Raw genomic sequence first — 16075 nt, 5'->3', positions numbered from 1 at the left:
CCTTTGAGACCTTCACCGTCTCAAAGGGGCCCTTCACGACATCCCCGCCGACCGGCGACTTCACGGACCGGGGCCTGGCATCAACCGCAGCCTGAACCACGTGGGTACCTAAGACACCCTTCGGGTTCTAACCGTCATTGCCACTCACGACCCCCACGCGAAACCGTGCCGGAAGTGATCCAGAGACACGGCACGAAGGCCTCCTGCCCACTCACGGCCACCTGTGCCGACGCCTCGCCGCGGCTCACTCGGAACCCGGGGTGAACAGCGCGTCCTGGGCGGCGCCCATCGCGGTGAGCACCGCGCCTTCCAGTACGCCGCTCCCGCCGACGGTCCCCGCCCGCACCTCGGTCCGCAGCGGTGAGATCTCCGCGAGCCGACGGCTCACCCGTGTGGCGAACGCATCGCCACCGGCACGGCCGATCTCCCCGCCCAGCACGAGACAACCCGGGTCCAGTACCGCCGTGACCGCGGCGGCGCCGATCGCGATCCGCTCCGCGGCGATCTCCAGAAACTCTTCGGACTCGGCGTCGATCGCGTAACCGACAGCCGCTGCGGCCGCTTCGGCGTTGTCGGCCGACGAAGCCGGGATGCCGTGTTCGCGGGCGAGTTCGCAGATCGCGCCGCTGCCCGCGAGGGTGTGGAAGCCGCCGTCGCAGTCGGTCGCCGTCGGGAGCCGTCCCGGGCCCAGCATCGGCAGGAACCCGATCTCCCCCGCGCCGCCCGACGCGCCCCGCCGCAGCGAACCGTCGAGGACGACGGCCGCGCCGACGCCGAAACCCAGCCACAGCAGGACGAACGTGTCCCGATCGCGGGCGGCGCCGAGCCGTTGCTCGGCGGCGGCCGCGAGGTTGACCTCGTTCTCCAGCAGCACCGGGACACCCAGCCGTCGCCGGAGTTCGTCGACGAGTTTCCCGTGCCACGCGGGCAAACCCCCGGCGGGCCGCAGACCGCCGGTCGCCGGGTCGACCAGGCCGGGAGCGCCGACGGCGATCGTGTGCAGCGCCGTCGCACCCGCTTCGGCGGTGGTGGCCGCCAGCAGGGCGATCGCGCGCTCCACGGCCACGTCGGTGTCGATGTCCAGTTCGAACGGCAGCGAGGCTTCCGCGCGGGTCCGGCCAAGGAGGTCCGCGACCGAAACGGCCATGCCGTGGGTGCGGACGTCGAGTCCGGCGAGGTACGCGCGTTCGGCGACGATGCCGTACAGCTTCGCGTTCGGGCCGCGGCGTTCCGCGCCCGCCTCGCCGACGATCTCGATCAGCCCCGCGTCCCGCAGGCGTTCGACGAGGTCGGCCACCGTCGGCCGGGAAAGCCCGGTCAACGTCTTGAGCTGGGCGGCCGTCAGCGAGCCCTCGCGTTGGAGCAGGTCGAGCGCGAGGCGGTCGTTGATGGCACGCGCGGTGGTCGGGGAGGCGGACGGCATCCGGATGACACTCACCGGCAGATCCTCCCAGAATTAATTATCAGGTTCCCTTCCTGATAGTTTACGCTGACGCCCGTCGAGTCGTTTCACGGACCTTGGGGGCCCAGTGACCAACACAGTGGAAACCGTCGGCGGGCCGACGCGGCGGGTGCGGCAGGCGCGGATCGCCATCGCCGCCGTCTTCGCCGTGCACGGCGCGGTGACCGGCAGTTTCGCCACCCGGATCCCGTGGATCCAGGAACACGCGGGGATCAGCGCGGGCCAGCTCGGGCTCGCACTCGCCTTCCCCGCCATCGGTGCCTCGCTCACCATGCCGCTCGCCGCGCGGATCGGACACCGGCTCGGCGGCAGGCTGGGGCTCCGGTTGCTTCTCGCCTACTGGACGCTGGCGCTGATCCTGCCGTCCCTGGCGGGAAACCTCTTCACCCTGTGCCTCGCACTGTTCGTCATGGGCACCGCGGCGGGCACCTCGGACGTGCTGATGAACGCCCTCGGCGTCGACGTCGAGGAGAAGATGGGCAAGTCGGTCATGTCGGGACTGCACGGCATGTGGACCACAGGTGCGCTCGTCGGTTCCGCGGCGGGCACGCTCGCCGCACACACGGCGCTGGACGCACGGATCCACTTCGCGATCGTGTCCGCCGTGCTCACCGTCGCCGGTGCCCTCATCTGCCAGGGCGTGTTCGACGTCCGCAGCGCACCCGACGAGCATCCGCCGCCGAGGTTCGCGCTGCCGCCGAAGTCGGCCGTGATCATCGGTGCCGTCGCGTTCTGCGCCGTTTTCGCCGAGGGCGCGAGCCTCGACTGGTCCGCCGTCTACCTGCGTGACGTCCTCGGCACCTCGCCGGGGATCGCGGCCGCGTCGACCACCGCGTTCACCTGCACGATGGCGGTTGCCCGCCTCTCGGGCGACGCGCTGGTGCGGCGCTTCGGCTCGGTCAAGACCGTCCGCGCGGGCGGTGTCTTCGCGACGGCGGGCGGTCTGCTGGTCGTCTTCGCCGCCCATCCGGTGATGGCGATGGGCGGCTTCGCGTTGATCGGGCTCGGCGTCTCCGTCGTCGTTCCGCTCGCCTTCGCGGCGGCCGGACGCAGCGGGCCGACGCCGAGTCAGTCGATCGCCGGCGTCGCGACCATCACCTACTCGTCGGGTCTCGTCGCGCCGTCGCTGATCGGCGGGATCGCCGACCTGACCTCGCTGACCGTGTCGTTCGGGGTGGTCACGCTGCTGGCGCTCGGCCTGGTGGCGGGCGCCGGAGTGCTCCGGTCCCGCTAATCGAACTGGAGGGAACGCTTGGCGAGGCCGTGCCAGTAGCCGTCGATGACAGTCCGAGGTACGTATTCCCGCCGAGGACTCATCGGCGGGGCCTCGCCATTTCCTGAAGAGCTCGCGCCGAGCGAGACGAACAGGGGCGCGAAGTGTTCGATCCTGGGGTGCGCGATGGCCGCGGCGGGGGCCTTGTGCTGGAAGTCCAGCAACGCGTCGAGGTCGCCCTCGCGCAGCGTTTCCGCACCCCAGTGGTCGAATTCGCTCGACCACGACGGCGGCGCCCCGTCGGTGCCGTCGGTCTGGCTCATCGCGCTCAGGTTGTGGGTGAAGAAGCCGCTGCCGATGATCAGCACGCCTTCGTCGCGCAGCGGCGCGAGCTTCCGGCCGAGGTCGAACAGTTCGCGCGGGTCCAGCGACGGCATGGACACCTGGAGCACGGGGATGTCGGCGTCCGGATACATCTCCACAAGCGGGACGTACGCGCCGTGGTCGAGGCCGCGGTCGGGGGCGTCGTGGACCGGCGTCTGGGACGAGCGCAGGAGTTTGCGCACCTTGTCCGCCAGCTCCGGAGCGCCGGGAGCGGCGTATTTCACCTGGTAGTAGCGATCCGGGAAGCCCCAGAAGTCGTAGACCAGTGGCACCGTGGTGGTGGCGCCGAGGGTCAGCGGTGCCTCTTCCCAGTGCGCGGAGACGACGAGGATCGCCTTCGGTTTTTCGAGGTCCGTGGACCAGCCGGCGAGCTGGCTGGTCCAGGTGGCGTCGTCGGCGAGCGGCGGCGCGCCGTGGCTGAGGTAGAGCACCGGCGTCATGTCAGCTCCAAGTGTTTGAACTTTCAACTACCAGGATAGACGACGCCGCCGGGTTCCGCCTTATTCCCGCGCGAGGTTCGCCGCCATGCGTTCGAGCACGCCGACCGCCGTCCGGTAGTCGTCGTCGCCGATGCCTTCGGTCGCGCGTGAGCGGAACTCGCCGACCTTGGCCTTCAGCCGGAGATGTGTCTCCCTGCCGGCTTCGGTCAAGGCGTCTTCGGCGTCGATCAAACCGCGAGCGCGCAGGTCGGCGACGGTTTTCCGCAGTTCTCCGAACGGTGACAGTGCCTCGTCGACAGAGGCTCCGCTGTCGATCGTGTTCAGAACCTGCCAGTGGCGACGGGTCAGCGCTTCGGCGGCGAGGACCTGTTCCAAGGAAGATTCGAGTGCCTGGTGAAGGTGGGCGAACCAGAATCCGATGGGCTTCATGGATACTCCTCATGTAGACGGCAACTACATGTAAAAGTACATGCATTTGGTGAGGACGGGCAATGACGGACGCCGTGGCCGAAGTGGAACGCGCGATGATCGCCATCCGGCGGAGCCAGGCGAGGCGATCGCTGTCGAAACTCGCGCGCGACCGCGCCGAAACGATGCCGGACCAGGCGATACAAGGACTCCTCGACGCCGTCGAAGCGGCCGAAGAGAGTGGTGAACCCGGCACCGTCACCAGCCTTGCCGCGGCGCTGGCCATCGACCAGCCGCGCGCGAGCCGTCTGGTCGCGCGCGCGGTCGAGGACGGTTTTCTCCGGCGTGAAGCCGATCAGCGCGACGGCCGCCGCGCCGTCCTCGTGCTCACCGAGGCAGGCCGCGCCGAAGTGACGCGCATGCACGAATTCCGCCGCTCGGTGTTCGCCGAGGCGATGGCGGACTGGCCGGACGAAGACCGCCGCGAGTTCGCCCGGCTGCTGACCGCGTTCGTCCGGAACTACGGCGCGCTCGGCGCGAAGTAGTTGACCAGGTTGCCGTCGGGGTCGCGGAACAGCATCGACCGGTTCCCCCACGGCATCGTGGTCGGCTTCTGCACGATCTCGGCCAGGTCCGCCAGCCGGTCGTACTCCCGGTCGACGTCCTCGACCCGGAACTCGAGGATCGCGGTCCGGTTCGACTCCGGCACCGCGGCGCCCGCGCCGAACAAGGTCATCGTCTCGGCGCTGCCGATCGCCAAGGTGCACGACGGGCCGACGAGTTCGGCGAACTGCTCGGAGCGCCACCGCGCTTCGATGCCGGTCGCCTTCTCGTAGAACCCGGCGAGGCGGGCGACGTCGTGGGTGATCACGCGGACGGATACGAACTGCACGATGGATCCTTTCGGTACCGGAAAGCGGAACACCGGCCACGCTAGGAGCGATACCGGACAGGATCCGCCCGGTATTCTCCGGCTGTGACCAGGCCCATCGCCCGCGTGCTCGCGTTGCTCGAGATCCTCCAGAGCGGCGGGACGCATACGGTCGCCGAGCTCGCCGGACGGCTCGACGTGGACGAACGCACCGTCCGCCGCTACGCCGAACACCTCGTCGACCTGGACATCCCGGTCCGTTCGGTGCGCGGCCGGTACGGCGGCTACCGGTTGGCACCCGGCTACCGCATGCCGCCGCTGATGCTGACCGACGAAGAGGCGCTGGCGGTCCTGCTCGGCCTGGTCGCGGGACGGCGGGCCGGGTTGATCACCACTTCGGTCGCGGCCGTCGAGAGCGCGGCCGCGAAGGTCCGCCGTGTCCTTCCCGAAGCACTGGGCCGGCGGCTGGACGCGCTGCTGGAGACCGCCGACTTCACCTCACCCGCCCGGAAAGCCCTCTCGGCCGAGGCCGAAGTGCTGCTCACCGTCGCGGAGGCGGCACGGGATCGGCATCCGGTCGGACTCGCGTACCTCGCCGGGCACGGCGGAGCCAGCGAACGTGTCGTCCATCCGTACGGCGTGGTGGCGCACTCCGGGCGGTGGTACCTGACCGGGTTCGACTCGGCCAGCGGCGAGGTGCGTACCTTCCGCGTCGACCGGATCAAGTCGGCCGAGGCGCGGGCCGGGACGTTCGAGGCGCCCGACGGCTTCGACCCGGCCGAGCGAGTGCTGACCGCGCTGGCCGAGACACCGCACCGGCACGACGTTTCCGTGCGGATCCAGGCGACACCCGACCAGATCCGCGTCGTCTTCCCGCCGTCCGTGGCCACCCTCGAGCCCGACGGCGACTGGGTGCGCACCCGGATCCGGGCACAGCGGCTCGACTGGATCCCACCGCTGCTCGCCGCGCTCGACCGGCCGTTCGTCATCGAACGGCCGGCCGAACTCCGCGACCTGGTCAGCGCGCTTGCGGCGCGGCTGACGGAGCGGGCGCGCTGACCAGGACGCTCACTTGCCGCAGAACGCCGTCTTGAGCAGCTTGTTCAGCGCTGCCGGGAACGAAGGCAGCGGGTCGGTCTCGGAGTCGCCCGCGGTGACCGACGCGGTCAGGGTCTTGCTGCCGTCGGGCGTGCTGTACATCAGTGCCGCGTAGCCGTTGAGGCCGCCGTTGTGGTTCAGGATGGGTCCGGCGCAGCCCGGCCCCAAGTCCTGCGTGAACTGTCCGAGACCGTAGAAGCCGTAGAGGCTTTCGCTGCCGGGGTGCGTCTTGCGCATCTCGGCCATCAGCCAGGCCGGGAGGAGCTTTCCGCTCTGCAGCGCGGAAAAGTACGTCTGGAGATCCTTGGTCGTCGAGATCATGTCGCCGGCGCTGGAGATCCAGGACGGGTTCTGGTGCGTGACGTCGATCGTCTTCCACTGGCCGGCGTCTTCGTAGCGGTAGTAGGCGTGGGCGTACGGCTTGGGCATCCCGGCCCACGCTCCCGGCGACAAGGTGTCGCGCAGCTTGAGCGGCCGCAGGATCCGCCGGTCCAGCTCCTCGGCGAAGGCGCGTCCGGTGAGCTTTTCGACCAGCAGCCTGGCCACCACGTAGTTGGTGTTGGAATAGCTCCAGCCCGCCCCCGGCTCGAAGACCGCGGGCTTGGACACCGCCAGCCGGACCAGGTCCTCCGGCTGGTAGGTGTGGAATCGCTTGTCCACCCACTCCTGGCCCGCCCACGGGATTCCCGGCGTGACCGTCCCGTCCGGGTTGACCTGGCCGGTGTGGTTGAACAGCCCGCTGGTGTGCTGCAACAGCATCCGCACGGTGATCCGCGAGTCCAGCCCGAGCCCGGGAAGGAGACCGGCGACCGGGGTGTCGAGCCCGATCCTGCCCTCGGCCACGAGCTGCAGCACCAGGGTCGCGGTGAAGTTCTTCGACGTGCTGCCGACGCGGAAGTGACCGTTGGTCGGCGGTTTCGCGGTTCCGCCCAGCTCACGCACCCCGGCGCTGCCGGTCCATTCGCCTCGCTCGTCGCGGACGCGCAGCTGCATCCCGCCGAACCCGGCGTCGACGAATTCCTGGACGGCTTGCCGCAGCTCCGGCCGGTCCTGCCCGGCGGAAGCCGTCGGCACGGCCACGCCCGTCAGCAGTGCGGCCGCCAGCGCGGTGAGGCCGATGCGGCGGAAGGTCTTCGATGTCTTGTTCATGGTGACCACGTTCGCGGGCCGCGCTGACACGGGACGGTCACGGCGCTGACACGGGAGTCTCGATCAGCTTGAGAGGCGGGCTTCGATGCCGTCGAGCAGGAAATCGAGGCCGATCCGAAAGGTCTCGTCGGCGTCCAGGTGGACGGCGTCGCGCACGACCGTGGCCAGCGCGGGGAGCTCGCCGGTCGCGAGAGTTCGCCGCAGGTAGGGCCCGAGCTCGGCCTGCCAGCGCTTCTCGTCCATCCCGGTGGCGCGTTCCGCGCGCCACTCGGCGATCTCCCGGCGCACCGCGCCGATCGTGTACGCGTTGACCGCGGAGACCACCGGCATCACGGCGTCCACGCCGAGCTCGCCGAGCTCGGCCATCACGGCCTCCCCGCCTGCCAGCGCGTTCGGCCCGAGCTGAGGGCGGCCACCGAGGAGGTCGGCGAGCCATTCGTGCTCGTGAACGGTGTGCCGCATGGCTTCGGCGAACGACCGCAGCGCTTCCCGCCAGCCGGTTCCGGTGGGCCGGATCCCGGCGTGGGCGGCGTCGACCATCAGGTCGAGCAGCTCCTCCTTGCTCGCGATGTAGCCGTACAGCCGCATCGGGCCGACGTCGAGCGCGGTGGCGATCTTGCGCAGCGACACCGCGTCCAGGCCGTCCGCGTCGGCGAGTTCGATCGCCGCCCGCACGATCCGCTCGCGGCTCAGCGGGGCCAGGGCGGGCCGATCCGGCGGCTCCGGCCGCTCCCACACCACCATGCCGCTGACAATACAACGCATCGTTCGATACAGTGTATCGATCAATACGGTGTATCGAAGGAGGACGACATGACCATGACCATCGCCATCGTCGGAGCAGGCCTCGGCGGGTTGGCGCTCGCTCGCGTTCTGCACGTCAACGGCATCGACGCCGTCGTCTACGAACGCGAACCGTCGCGCGACGCACGCGGCCAGGGCGGCATGCTCGACATCCACGCCGACACCGGTCAGCGGGCGTTGCGCGAAGCCGGGCTGATCGACGGGTTCCACGCGATCGCCCGCGGCGAGGGCCAGGACATGAAGCTTCTGGAGCCCGACGGCACCTTGCTGTTGCAGGAGGACACGCCCGAAGACGCGCCGTTCGCGCGGCCCGAGGTCGACCGAGCCGATCTGCGCGACCTGCTGTTGAGCTCGCTGCCCGAAGACACCGTGCGCTGGGGGCACGCGTTCGCTTCCGCCGCCGACGGCGTCCTGCACTTTGTTGATGGACGCAGCGTCGATGGGAGCAGTGCGGCGTACGACCTGCTGGTCGGCGCCGACGGGGCGAACTCCCGGGTCCGCGCGCTGCTCACCGACGCCAGCCCGGTGCATCTCGGCCACAACCTCGTCGAGCTCTGCGTTTCCGACATCGATCGCACACATCCCGATCTCGCGGAGATGGTCGGACGTGGCACCTATTGGGCGCTCGGCGACGGGAAATCCCTGGCCGCGCAGCGCAACGGTGACGGCCGCGTCCGTGTCGGCCTGAGCTTCTACAACACCGCCGAGGACTGGCTCGCCACGAGCGGGATCCCCTTCGACGACCCGGCCGCCGCCCGGACAAGGCTGATCGAGGAACTCGACGGCTGGGACGCCCGTTTCACCGCGCTCATCGCGGCCTGCGACGACACGGTCGTGCCCCGGCCCATCGCCGCTCTCCCGGTAGGCCTGACCTGGCAGGCGAATCCCGGTGTCACGCTGCTGGGCGATGCCGCGCACCTGATGCCCGCGGTGGGGGAAGGCGCCAACATGGCCCTGCTGGACGGCGCCCTGCTCGGCCTCGCGCTGGCCGTGCACCCCGGCGACTTCCCGACCGCCGTCAAGGAGTACGAACGCGAGATGTTCGAGCGCACGAGCGCCGCCGCCAGGATGTCCGCACGGGTCCACGAACTCATGACGGCGCCGGACGGCGCGCGGAAGATGCTCGCGTTCTTCCAGCCGGACTGAAACTCACGCGGTGGCCCGTCGCGCGTACACCTCGATCTCGATCTTCATCCGGGGGTCGGCGAGGCCGCACACGAGCATCGTGGCGGCGGGCCGGACCGCACCGAACGCTCGGCGCAGAACCGGCCAGCATGGCTCGAAATCCTCCCGGTCCGGCAGCAGGTAGCGCACTCGCACCACATCGGCGAAGCTGCATTCAGCCTCGTCCAGCGCGGCCTCGATGTTGCGCAGGCATTGCTCGGCCTGCGCCACGACGTCGTCGGAGATCGTCATGGCGCGGTAGTCGAACCCCGTCGTCCCGGACACGTGCACCCAGTCGCCGTCGACCACGGCCCGCGCGTACCCGATCTGTTCCTCGAACGTCGAGCCGCTGAGGATCGCGCGTCTTGCTGTCATACGCCGAACCTAAGTGGCCGACAACGATACGTCTAATACAGCTTTGAGCATCATCTGATATCTCTGGAAATATGGATCGCCCCGAGCTTCCCCTCGCCCAGCTGCACGCCTTCGTCGTGCTCGCCGAGGAGCTCCACTTCGGTCACGCGGCCACGCGCCTCGGCATCGCGCAACCGCCGCTGAGCCAGCAGATCCGCCGTCTGGAGGAGAAGGTCGGCCACGCGCTCTTCGACCGCGCCCCCGGACGCGTCGCCCTCACCCCGGCAGGCCGGGAACTGCTGCCCGCCGCCCGGCACGCCCTCGCCGGCCTCGCGGACGGCCTGGCCGCGGCTCGGGCCGTGGGCGGCGGTCTCGCCGGAAGTCTGCGGATCGGCTTCGCGGCCTCCCTCGCCCTGACCGTCCTTCCCGGTCTGCTGCGGACTTTTCGTGACCGGTTTTCCGACGTGCACCTGGACATCCACGAGATGACCACGGCGCCCCAGATCGCCGCCCTGCACGAAAGGAATATCGACATCGGCCTGCTGCGGGAACCACCCGCGGACGAGGCGGAGCTCGGGTTCAAGACCGTGTTGACCGAGCCCTTCGTGGCCGTCCTGCCGTCGGCCCATCCGCTCGCGGCACATCGGACGATCCGGGTCGAGCAGCTGGCGGGCTTGCCCTTCGTGCTCCTGCCCCGCGTTGTCGGTCCGGGGCTGCACGACCGGATCATCGACCTGTGCGGCGAGGCGGGCTTCACACCCCAGGTGGCTCAACGAGCGGTGGAATGGCAGACCGTCTGCGCACTGGTCGGTGCCGGACTCGGCGTTTCACTGGCCCCGGAAAGCATCCGGCGCATCCGCCTCGAAGAGGTCGCCTTCCGCACGATCACGCCCGCCACCGCGCGCACGCGAGTCGCCGTCGCCTGGCGGGTCGACGACCAGAATCCCCTGGTCGCCCGCTTCCTCGCGACGCTCGCGTAGGAGACACGCCCTAGTCGTGCGAAAGGTCCACGAAGCGGCTGTAGTGCAGCTGGTGCGCGACGGTGATGGTCGCCGTCGGCCCGGCACGGTGCTTCGCGATGATCAGGTCCGCCTCGCCGGCACGCGGGTCGTCCCGCTCCCAGGCGTCGGGGCGGTTCACCAGGATGACGAGGTCGGCGTCCTGCTCCAGTGAGCCGGACTCACGGAGGTCGGACAGCATCGGGCGTTTGTCGGTCCGCTGCTCGGGACCACGGTTCAGCTGGCTGATCGCGATCACCGGGACCTCGATCTCCTTGGCCAGCAGCTTCATCTGCCGCGAGAACTCCGAGACCTCCTGCTGCCGCGATTCGACGCGTTTGCCCGAGGTCATCAGCTGGAGGTAGTCGAGGACGACGAGTTTGAGATCGTTGCGCTGCTTGAGCCGCCGGGCCTTCGCGCGGATCTCCATCATCGTCATGTTCGGCGAGTCGTCGACGAACAGCGGCGCCTCGGAGACCTCGCTCATCCGGCGCGCGAGGCGCGTCCAGTCGTCGTCGGACATCTTGCCACCGCGCATATCCGCCAGCCGGATCCGAGCCTCGGCCGAGAGCATGCGCATGACGATCTCGGTCCTGCTCATTTCCAGCGAGAAGATCACGCTGGTCAGGCCGTGTTTGATGGACGCCGAACGCGCGAAATCCAATCCCAGGGTCGACTTCCCTACACCGGGACGCGCGGCGACGATGATCATCTGGCCGGGGTGCAGGCCGTTGGTCAGATCGTCGAAGTCGGCGAACCCGGTCGGGATGCCCTGCGACTGCCCGCCGCGGGAAGCGATCGCGTCGATTTCGTCCATGGTCGGCTGGAGCAGTTCTTCCAGCGCGACGTAGTCCTCGCTGGTGCGCCGCTCGGTGACGTCGTAGATCGCGGCCTGCGCGCGGTCGACGACCTCGTCGATGTTCGCGCCGTCGGCCGCGGCCGCGCCGTAGCCGTACTGCACGATCCGCGTGCCCGCCTCGACCAGTCGCCGCAGCACCGCCTTCTCGGAGACGATTTCGGCGTAGTACCCGGCGTTCGCCGCCGTGGGCACCGTCGCGATCAGGGTGTGCAGGTACGGGGCGCCGCCGACGCGGCCCAGTTCGCCGCGGCGTTCCAGTTCGGCGGAGACGGTGATCGGGTCGGCGGGTTCGCCGCGTCCGTAGAGGTCGAGGACGACGTCGTAGATGGCCTGGTGTGCGGGCCGGTAGAAGTCGTCGGGCCCGAGGGCTTCGATGACGTCGGCGACGGCGTCCTTCGACAACAGCATGCCGCCGAGCACGGACTGCTCGGCCGCGATGTCCTGCGGAGGCTGGCGGTCGTATTCGCCGCCACGCGGACCGGGGTCGCCGGGACCCGGGTCGGACTCCGCGTACATCGGATTGCGGTCGTCGGTCAGCGCCACCGCTGCTGCCACCTCCTCAAGACATCGAACACGCGTTCGATTATGCCAGAATTTCCCCGGTCGGTCCGCCCGTGTCCACCGGCCGCCCTCCCTCGGCTCCCGGTGCTCCCCTGCGCTCTTCCCCTGCCGGACGGCCACCACGGTGTGTACCGGCCCGACGGGCACGGTAGGCCCCCCGAAAGGACCAGCGCAATTTCGCCTGGGGACTGCCCTGTGGATAACCTGGGGATGACTGCGGGCATCCCTTCACAGGTGACCGAAAGCCTGTGTACAACTTGTGGGCAACGAGCGAATGGTCTGACAAAAGTGCTGGTCAGGGCCTGTGGAGACACTGTGGAGAACTTGATTCAACTCCGTCCGGCGTGTCGGGCGAAACTCGTCGTTCGGCGTGTCGCACGCGGGCGCACAGGGGTGCCCTGTGGATGAATACCACGGAGAGTAGAGGGGCCGCCCGCCCGGCTGACCGGAGCGGAATTCAGGACGCGAACAACCTGCCCTGTGCGCTCCGTAGTCGTTCCGCGAGAACCTGCTGGTCGGCGGGTGCGAAGGCGATCCTCGGCTCGCCACTCCCCGGTACCTCTTCGGTCAGCCACCGGCCCTCGGTCGTATCGATGTAGTTCACCGGGCGTTCGATCCGCTGCCGCGCGCCGCTCCGGCCGCGAGCCGCGACGTAGAGGCTGCCGCTCCCCAAACGGCGTAACGCGAGGATGCGGCGAAGCTCGTCGGCCTCCTGGCTGCCCGCGCTCTGCCGTCCGCTGCGAAGCACCTCGAAGCCCTCGTCCTGCGCCGTCGACGACGACCTCGGGGCCTCGACCTGACTCTTCGGCACGGCGATCGGGCGGCCGCGTCCCGGAGCGAGCTTCGGGATCTGGTCGAGGAACTCGGTGAGCAGTTCTTCGGGCCGCACCGACGCGAGCGCGATGCCGTCGTGCTCGCTGTGCCGGGCGAGGACGAAGCCCTCGCCGCCGGCGCTCCCCGCGAGCAGGCTGAAGCTCAGTGCCTTGCCCTCGAAGCCGCCGTCGACCCAGCCGTAGTACTCGAGTGACGGCCTGGCGATCGCTTCGAGCGCCGCCTTGAAGCCGGGGTGCAGCCCCCGCGCGCCGAAGAGGCCCTGGCTCGCCAGCTCCTCGTTGGTCCGCTCGTCCTCGGTCCGCTGCGCGTCCTCGTCGTACCAGGTCGGCGTTTCCGACAGGATCGTGTGCGGCTCGCCGCCCCGTCGGCGGATCAGCGTGATGAGGGTGCCGGTCGTGATCGTGACCTGCTTGTCCAGCACCGGAACTGCCCCCTAGTCGTTCTTGTTCGTCCAGCCCGGAACAAGACAAGCCGGGCGCCGCCCCAATCTTGGCACGCGCCCGGCCCGCTCGTGACGACTACTCGCCGATCACCGGCGGTGCGGTCAGTTCGTCGGTTCCGAAGATCTCGTTGGGATCGTCGCCGACGAGGAACTTGGCGCTGCGCTCCTCGTCCTCGCCGCCCTTCCCCTTGGCGCCACCGGCTCCCATACCGCCCATGCCGCCCATCATGCCGCCGGCGCCACGGCCCGCTCCGGAACCGGAACCGGAACCGGCCGCGCCGCCACCCATGCCGGCGCCGCCCATCGCACCCGCGTTGCCGGGCAAGGCCGCTCCGCTGCTGCCACCGGGACCGAACCCGGCGCCGAAACCACCGTCCGGACCGAAGCCGCCCGCACCGGGGATGTCGGTGCCGCCGAAGCCACCGCCACCGCCTCCCCCGCCGCCGGGGCCGAAGCCGCCTGCACCGGGGATCTTCGGCGGGGTGTAGCCGGACGCGCTCGTCCCGTCGTCCCAGGACGGCGGCTTGTAGTTGCTGCCGGGGATGTTCGGGTTGTACTGCCCGCCGGGCAGGTTGGACCCCGGCAGGTTCGATCCGGGAATGTTCGACCCGGGCATGTTGCTGCCCGGCAGGTTCGACCCTGGCAGGTTCGAACCCGGCGTGCCGATGCCCGGCATGTTCGAACCGGGGACGCTCGGCATCCCGCCGGGCGGCATCGAACCGGGCGGCGTCGAGATGCCCGGCATGCCGTTGTGCCCGTTCCGGTCGCCCTGACCGTTCCCGTTGCCGTCCTTGTCCTTGTCCTTGCCGTTGCCGCCGCCGTTGACGTCGACGTTCGTGTTCTGCCCCTCCATCTTGCTGTAGGTGGGCAGCTTCTTGCCGTTCTCGGAACTGGCCTTGAAGTACTCGTTGAACGCGTCGACGTTCGCTTGACCCTTTTGGTTGTAGTCCCGGATCGCGCGGTCGGTGTCGGTGGTCCACGGGGTGATGGAGTTGAGCAGGTTGTTCTTCGGCGGGTCCTTCGGGACCTGCTGCACCTTCGCCTTCACCGTGGTGAACGCGGTGTTCTGCTCGCCGAGGTACTTGTCGGAGTCCACCAGCTTCTTGCCGGAGTCCTCCATCCACGCCCGCAGCGGATGCGCGCCGGACTGCTGCGCGGCTTCGGCGCTCTTACCGGTCCAGGCGGCGTCCATCTCCTTCGACAGGGTGTCGATGGTGGTCAGCCTGTCCTGGTAGCCGGACTTGAGCCGGGTCGCCGCGGCCTGGCCCTCCTGGATCGACCCGGTGCCCGGACCGGTGACGATCTTCTCCCAGATGTTGTAGCAGTCGATCTTGCGATCGCCGCCCGACGCTTCGTAGTCGCCGGATTTCGTGGTCGCCAGGTTGTAGGCCGAATATCCGGCGATGATCGGCAGCAGGAACACGCGTCAGCCCTCCTTCAACGTCTCGATCATCGCTTCCCCCACTTTGAGCGCGACCGGACACGGCGCGCTCGCGCCGGGCCCGTTGTCGTACTGCACCAGGATGTTGACGGCCAGCTGGTCGGTCACGCCGACGAAGAGGCCGCATTTGCCCTTGTCACGGGCGTCGAGCGACGCGGCGTACACCGCCGGATACCCGGCGACCTCGGTCGGCTCGAAGTACTCGTTGTTGGCCTTCGTGTCGTAGACGTCGCTGAGGCCGTTCTTGTTCGCGAGCACCGGGCTGATCTCGATCTGGTTCAGCCGGTCGTCCGCGGCGAAGATCGAGCAGCCAGGCCCGACGCTCGTCGTGCGCTGCTCACCTTCGCCGAGGCCGAGCTCGGTGCGCTTCGCGGCGGAAAGCGCGGAGCAAGCGTTGCTCTCGATCGAGGCGGTGTTCACCGGGTTCGACACCTTGGGCGCGGAGCCGGACGAGCCGCTCGACGCGCCGGGGGAACCGGTCGTGTAGGTCGGCTCCGAGGAGGCCGTGCCGCTCTTGGGGCTCGAACAGCCCGCGACCAGCGCGGCGGCGGCGAAAACGAGTACGAGGGAACGTCGCATCACACGGCCTTGTGCTTGTTGAGCGAAGACTGCGTTTCGGCCTCGTTCGTGGCGATCTTCTGCTTCGCGGCGGTCAGCTGGTCGATGTAGTTCTTGACGTAGTCCTGCATCTTCTGGTTCTGCTCCAGAAACGCCTTGCCCGACGGGTTGGCCAGCTTCTCCCAGTCGCCGCTCGCGAACTCCTTGCCGGGCGCCTTGACGTTCGCCATCAGGTTCGCGTCGTTGTAGTCCCGCTTGAGCTCGGCCTGCAGGTCGGTCCACTTCTTGATGATGCCGTCGATCTTGTCCTTGTCGAAGGTGAACCCGCCACCGCCCCCGCCCGACGACGGCTTGTCAGGATTGGCAGGCGCGGACACCGTGACCTTCTCCTGCCGGTTCTGCTCGGCGTTGCTGTCGTAAGCCATTGGTTCCAGATCCCCTTTTTGAGTCCCCGTGCCTCGACGTCGAGTCAATCCTAAGACGTGACCCGGCGGGGTGGGGTTCCGCGCAAAGCAAAGGGCGGGACTTCTCCGCGATGGAGACGTCCCGCCCTCTGTCGAAGCGGTGCTACTTGGCCTTGACCTCGAGCCGCACGTCGACGCGGACGTCGGGGTGCAGACGGGCGCCGACCGAGTGCTTGCCCACGGTCTTGATGTGGTCCTTCAGCTCGATGACGCGCTTGTCGAGCAGCGGGCCACCCGCGGCCTTGATCGCGTCCACGATCTCGGCGGTGGTGATCGAACCGAAGAGCTTCTTCGAGCCCTCGGCCGCCTTGCCGCTCAGCTGGATGGCGCCGAGGCCTTCCAGGGTCGCCTTGATCTCCTTGGCGTGGTCGAGGTCGCGGATGCGACGGCTCTCCTGCGCCCGCTTGATCGTGCGCACGTTCTTCTCCGCGCCCTTGGTGGCCACGATGGCGTAGCCGCGGGGGAGCAGGTAGTTGCGCGCGTAGCCGTCCTTGACCTCGACGATGTCGCCGGGCCCACCGAGGTTGGCGACGTCGGTGGTGAGAATGATCTTCGCCATTGACGTGCCTCC

The 16075-nt window shown here is 69.1% G+C and carries 18 protein-coding genes; 5 read left to right on the top strand and 13 right to left on the bottom strand.

The window, feature by feature from the left end; all coding sequences use genetic code 11:
* Positions 1-244: 244 nt before the first annotated feature.
* Positions 245-1438 (bottom strand): ROK family transcriptional regulator, encoded by a 1194-nt coding sequence (locus DL991_RS01285; RefSeq protein WP_199746192.1) that lies wholly within the window; start codon positions 1436-1438, stop codon positions 245-247.
* A 91-nt stretch (positions 1439-1529) separates the two neighbouring features.
* Between DL991_RS01285 and DL991_RS01280 the strand changes: the two genes are divergently transcribed.
* A complete protein-coding gene (locus DL991_RS01280; protein ID WP_125780058.1) occupies positions 1530-2696 on the top strand; it encodes an MFS transporter in 1167 nt (388 codons plus the stop codon).
* On the opposite strand, the gene DL991_RS01275 is transcribed toward DL991_RS01280, so the two are convergent.
* On the bottom strand, positions 2693-3499 hold the full coding sequence (locus tag DL991_RS01275) for a dioxygenase (protein ID WP_125780056.1): 807 nt from the start codon (positions 3497-3499) through the stop codon (positions 2693-2695). The two genes, DL991_RS01280 and DL991_RS01275, sit on opposite strands and share 4 nt — an antisense overlap.
* 60 nt (positions 3500-3559) lie before the next feature.
* The gene (locus tag DL991_RS01270; protein ID WP_125780054.1) at positions 3560-3928 is read right to left on the bottom strand and encodes a MarR family transcriptional regulator; all 369 of its coding nucleotides are present in this window, start codon (positions 3926-3928) and stop codon (positions 3560-3562) included.
* A 62-nt stretch (positions 3929-3990) separates the two neighbouring features.
* On the opposite strand from DL991_RS01270, the gene DL991_RS01265 reads away from it, so the two are divergent.
* The gene (locus DL991_RS01265) at positions 3991-4452 is read left to right on the top strand and encodes a MarR family winged helix-turn-helix transcriptional regulator (RefSeq protein ID WP_125780052.1); all 462 of its coding nucleotides are present in this window, start codon (positions 3991-3993) and stop codon (positions 4450-4452) included.
* On the opposite strand, the gene DL991_RS01260 is transcribed toward DL991_RS01265, so the two are convergent.
* Entirely contained in the window at positions 4428-4799 is a 372-nt protein-coding gene (locus DL991_RS01260) for a VOC family protein (RefSeq protein ID WP_125780050.1), read from the bottom strand. The two genes, DL991_RS01265 and DL991_RS01260, sit on opposite strands and share 25 nt — an antisense overlap.
* Before the next feature lie 84 nt (positions 4800-4883).
* On the opposite strand from DL991_RS01260, the gene DL991_RS01255 reads away from it, so the two are divergent.
* Positions 4884-5837: a YafY family protein gene (locus DL991_RS01255; RefSeq protein WP_125780048.1), complete on the top strand. Its 954-nt coding sequence runs from the start codon at positions 4884-4886 to the stop codon at positions 5835-5837.
* 9 nt (positions 5838-5846) lie between these two features.
* Here the strand turns inward: DL991_RS01255 and DL991_RS01250 are convergent, their stop codons facing one another.
* Both DL991_RS01250 and DL991_RS01245 read right to left on the bottom strand, forming a co-directional pair.
* Complete coding sequence (locus DL991_RS01250; RefSeq protein WP_125780045.1) at positions 5847-7025, bottom strand: serine hydrolase; 1179 nt, start codon at positions 7023-7025, stop codon at positions 5847-5849.
* A gap of 63 nt (positions 7026-7088) precedes the next feature.
* Positions 7089-7769, bottom strand: coding sequence for a TetR/AcrR family transcriptional regulator (locus DL991_RS01245; protein ID WP_125780043.1), 681 nt, complete (start codon positions 7767-7769; stop codon positions 7089-7091).
* A 75-nt stretch (positions 7770-7844) separates the two neighbouring features.
* On the opposite strand from DL991_RS01245, the gene DL991_RS01240 reads away from it, so the two are divergent.
* A complete protein-coding gene (locus DL991_RS01240) occupies positions 7845-8975 on the top strand; it encodes an NAD(P)/FAD-dependent oxidoreductase (protein WP_125780092.1) in 1131 nt (376 codons plus the stop codon).
* A gap of 3 nt (positions 8976-8978) precedes the next feature.
* Here DL991_RS01240 and DL991_RS01235 read toward each other — a convergent pair whose 3' ends face one another.
* Complete coding sequence (locus DL991_RS01235; RefSeq protein ID WP_125780041.1) at positions 8979-9368, bottom strand: RidA family protein; 390 nt, start codon at positions 9366-9368, stop codon at positions 8979-8981.
* A gap of 71 nt (positions 9369-9439) precedes the next feature.
* Between DL991_RS01235 and DL991_RS01230 the strand changes: the two genes are divergently transcribed.
* A complete protein-coding gene (locus DL991_RS01230) occupies positions 9440-10327 on the top strand; it encodes a LysR family transcriptional regulator (RefSeq protein ID WP_125780039.1) in 888 nt (295 codons plus the stop codon).
* A gap of 10 nt (positions 10328-10337) precedes the next feature.
* On the opposite strand, the gene dnaB is transcribed toward DL991_RS01230, so the two are convergent.
* The 6 genes from dnaB to rplI form a co-directional block, all read right to left on the bottom strand.
* On the bottom strand, positions 10338-11747 hold the full coding sequence (dnaB, locus tag DL991_RS01225; RefSeq protein WP_125780090.1) for a replicative DNA helicase: 1410 nt from the start codon (positions 11745-11747) through the stop codon (positions 10338-10340).
* A gap of 475 nt (positions 11748-12222) precedes the next feature.
* Entirely contained in the window at positions 12223-13020 is a 798-nt protein-coding gene (locus DL991_RS01220; RefSeq protein WP_125780037.1) for an ESX secretion-associated protein EspG, read from the bottom strand.
* Positions 13021-13117: 97 nt separating this feature from the next.
* Positions 13118-14464: a PPE domain-containing protein gene (locus DL991_RS01215; protein WP_125780035.1), complete on the bottom strand. Its 1347-nt coding sequence runs from the start codon at positions 14462-14464 to the stop codon at positions 13118-13120.
* A 3-nt stretch (positions 14465-14467) separates the two neighbouring features.
* Complete coding sequence (locus DL991_RS01210; RefSeq protein WP_125780032.1) at positions 14468-15061, bottom strand: DUF3558 domain-containing protein; 594 nt, start codon at positions 15059-15061, stop codon at positions 14468-14470.
* Positions 15061-15465, bottom strand: a complete 405-nt coding sequence (locus tag DL991_RS01205; protein ID WP_199746191.1) for a hypothetical protein — start codon at positions 15463-15465, stop codon at positions 15061-15063. The genes DL991_RS01210 and DL991_RS01205 overlap by 1 nt, the downstream gene beginning before the upstream one ends.
* Positions 15466-15607: 142 nt before the next feature.
* Positions 15608-16063, bottom strand: coding sequence for a 50S ribosomal protein L9 (gene rplI, locus DL991_RS01200; protein WP_005168124.1), 456 nt, complete (start codon positions 16061-16063; stop codon positions 15608-15610).
* Between the last annotated feature and the right edge of the window lie 12 nt (positions 16064-16075).

Origin of the sequence: Amycolatopsis sp. WAC 01375 (genome assembly GCF_003947325.1) — a bacterium.
Taxonomy (GTDB): Bacteria; Actinomycetota; Actinomycetes; order Mycobacteriales; family Pseudonocardiaceae; genus Amycolatopsis.
This window is presented reverse-complemented; position numbering and strand designations above follow the sequence as displayed.

Excerpts from the sequence above, each read along its gene's own strand:
- DL991_RS01240 (WP_125780092.1), top strand. The coding sequence starts at position 7,845 with ATGACCATCGCCATCGTCGGAGCAGGCCTCGGCGGGTTGGCGCTCGCT.
- rplI (WP_005168124.1), bottom strand. The coding sequence starts at position 16,063 with ATGGCGAAGATCATTCTCACCACCGACGTCGCCAACCTCGGTGGGCCC.
- DL991_RS01235 (WP_125780041.1), bottom strand. The coding sequence starts at position 9,368 with ATGACAGCAAGACGCGCGATCCTCAGCGGCTCGACGTTCGAGGAACAG.
- DL991_RS01245 (WP_125780043.1), bottom strand. The coding sequence starts at position 7,769 with ATGGTGGTGTGGGAGCGGCCGGAGCCGCCGGATCGGCCCGCCCTGGCC.
- DL991_RS01230 (WP_125780039.1), top strand. The coding sequence starts at position 9,440 with ATGGATCGCCCCGAGCTTCCCCTCGCCCAGCTGCACGCCTTCGTCGTG.
- DL991_RS01205 (WP_199746191.1), bottom strand. The coding sequence starts at position 15,465 with ATGGCTTACGACAGCAACGCCGAGCAGAACCGGCAGGAGAAGGTCACG.
- DL991_RS01275 (WP_125780056.1), bottom strand. The coding sequence starts at position 3,499 with ATGACGCCGGTGCTCTACCTCAGCCACGGCGCGCCGCCGCTCGCCGAC.
- DL991_RS01270 (WP_125780054.1), bottom strand. The coding sequence starts at position 3,928 with ATGAAGCCCATCGGATTCTGGTTCGCCCACCTTCACCAGGCACTCGAA.
- DL991_RS01210 (WP_125780032.1), bottom strand. The coding sequence starts at position 15,061 with ATGCGACGTTCCCTCGTACTCGTTTTCGCCGCCGCCGCGCTGGTCGCG.
- DL991_RS01250 (WP_125780045.1), bottom strand. The coding sequence starts at position 7,025 with ATGAACAAGACATCGAAGACCTTCCGCCGCATCGGCCTCACCGCGCTG.
- DL991_RS01265 (WP_125780052.1), top strand. The coding sequence starts at position 3,991 with ATGACGGACGCCGTGGCCGAAGTGGAACGCGCGATGATCGCCATCCGG.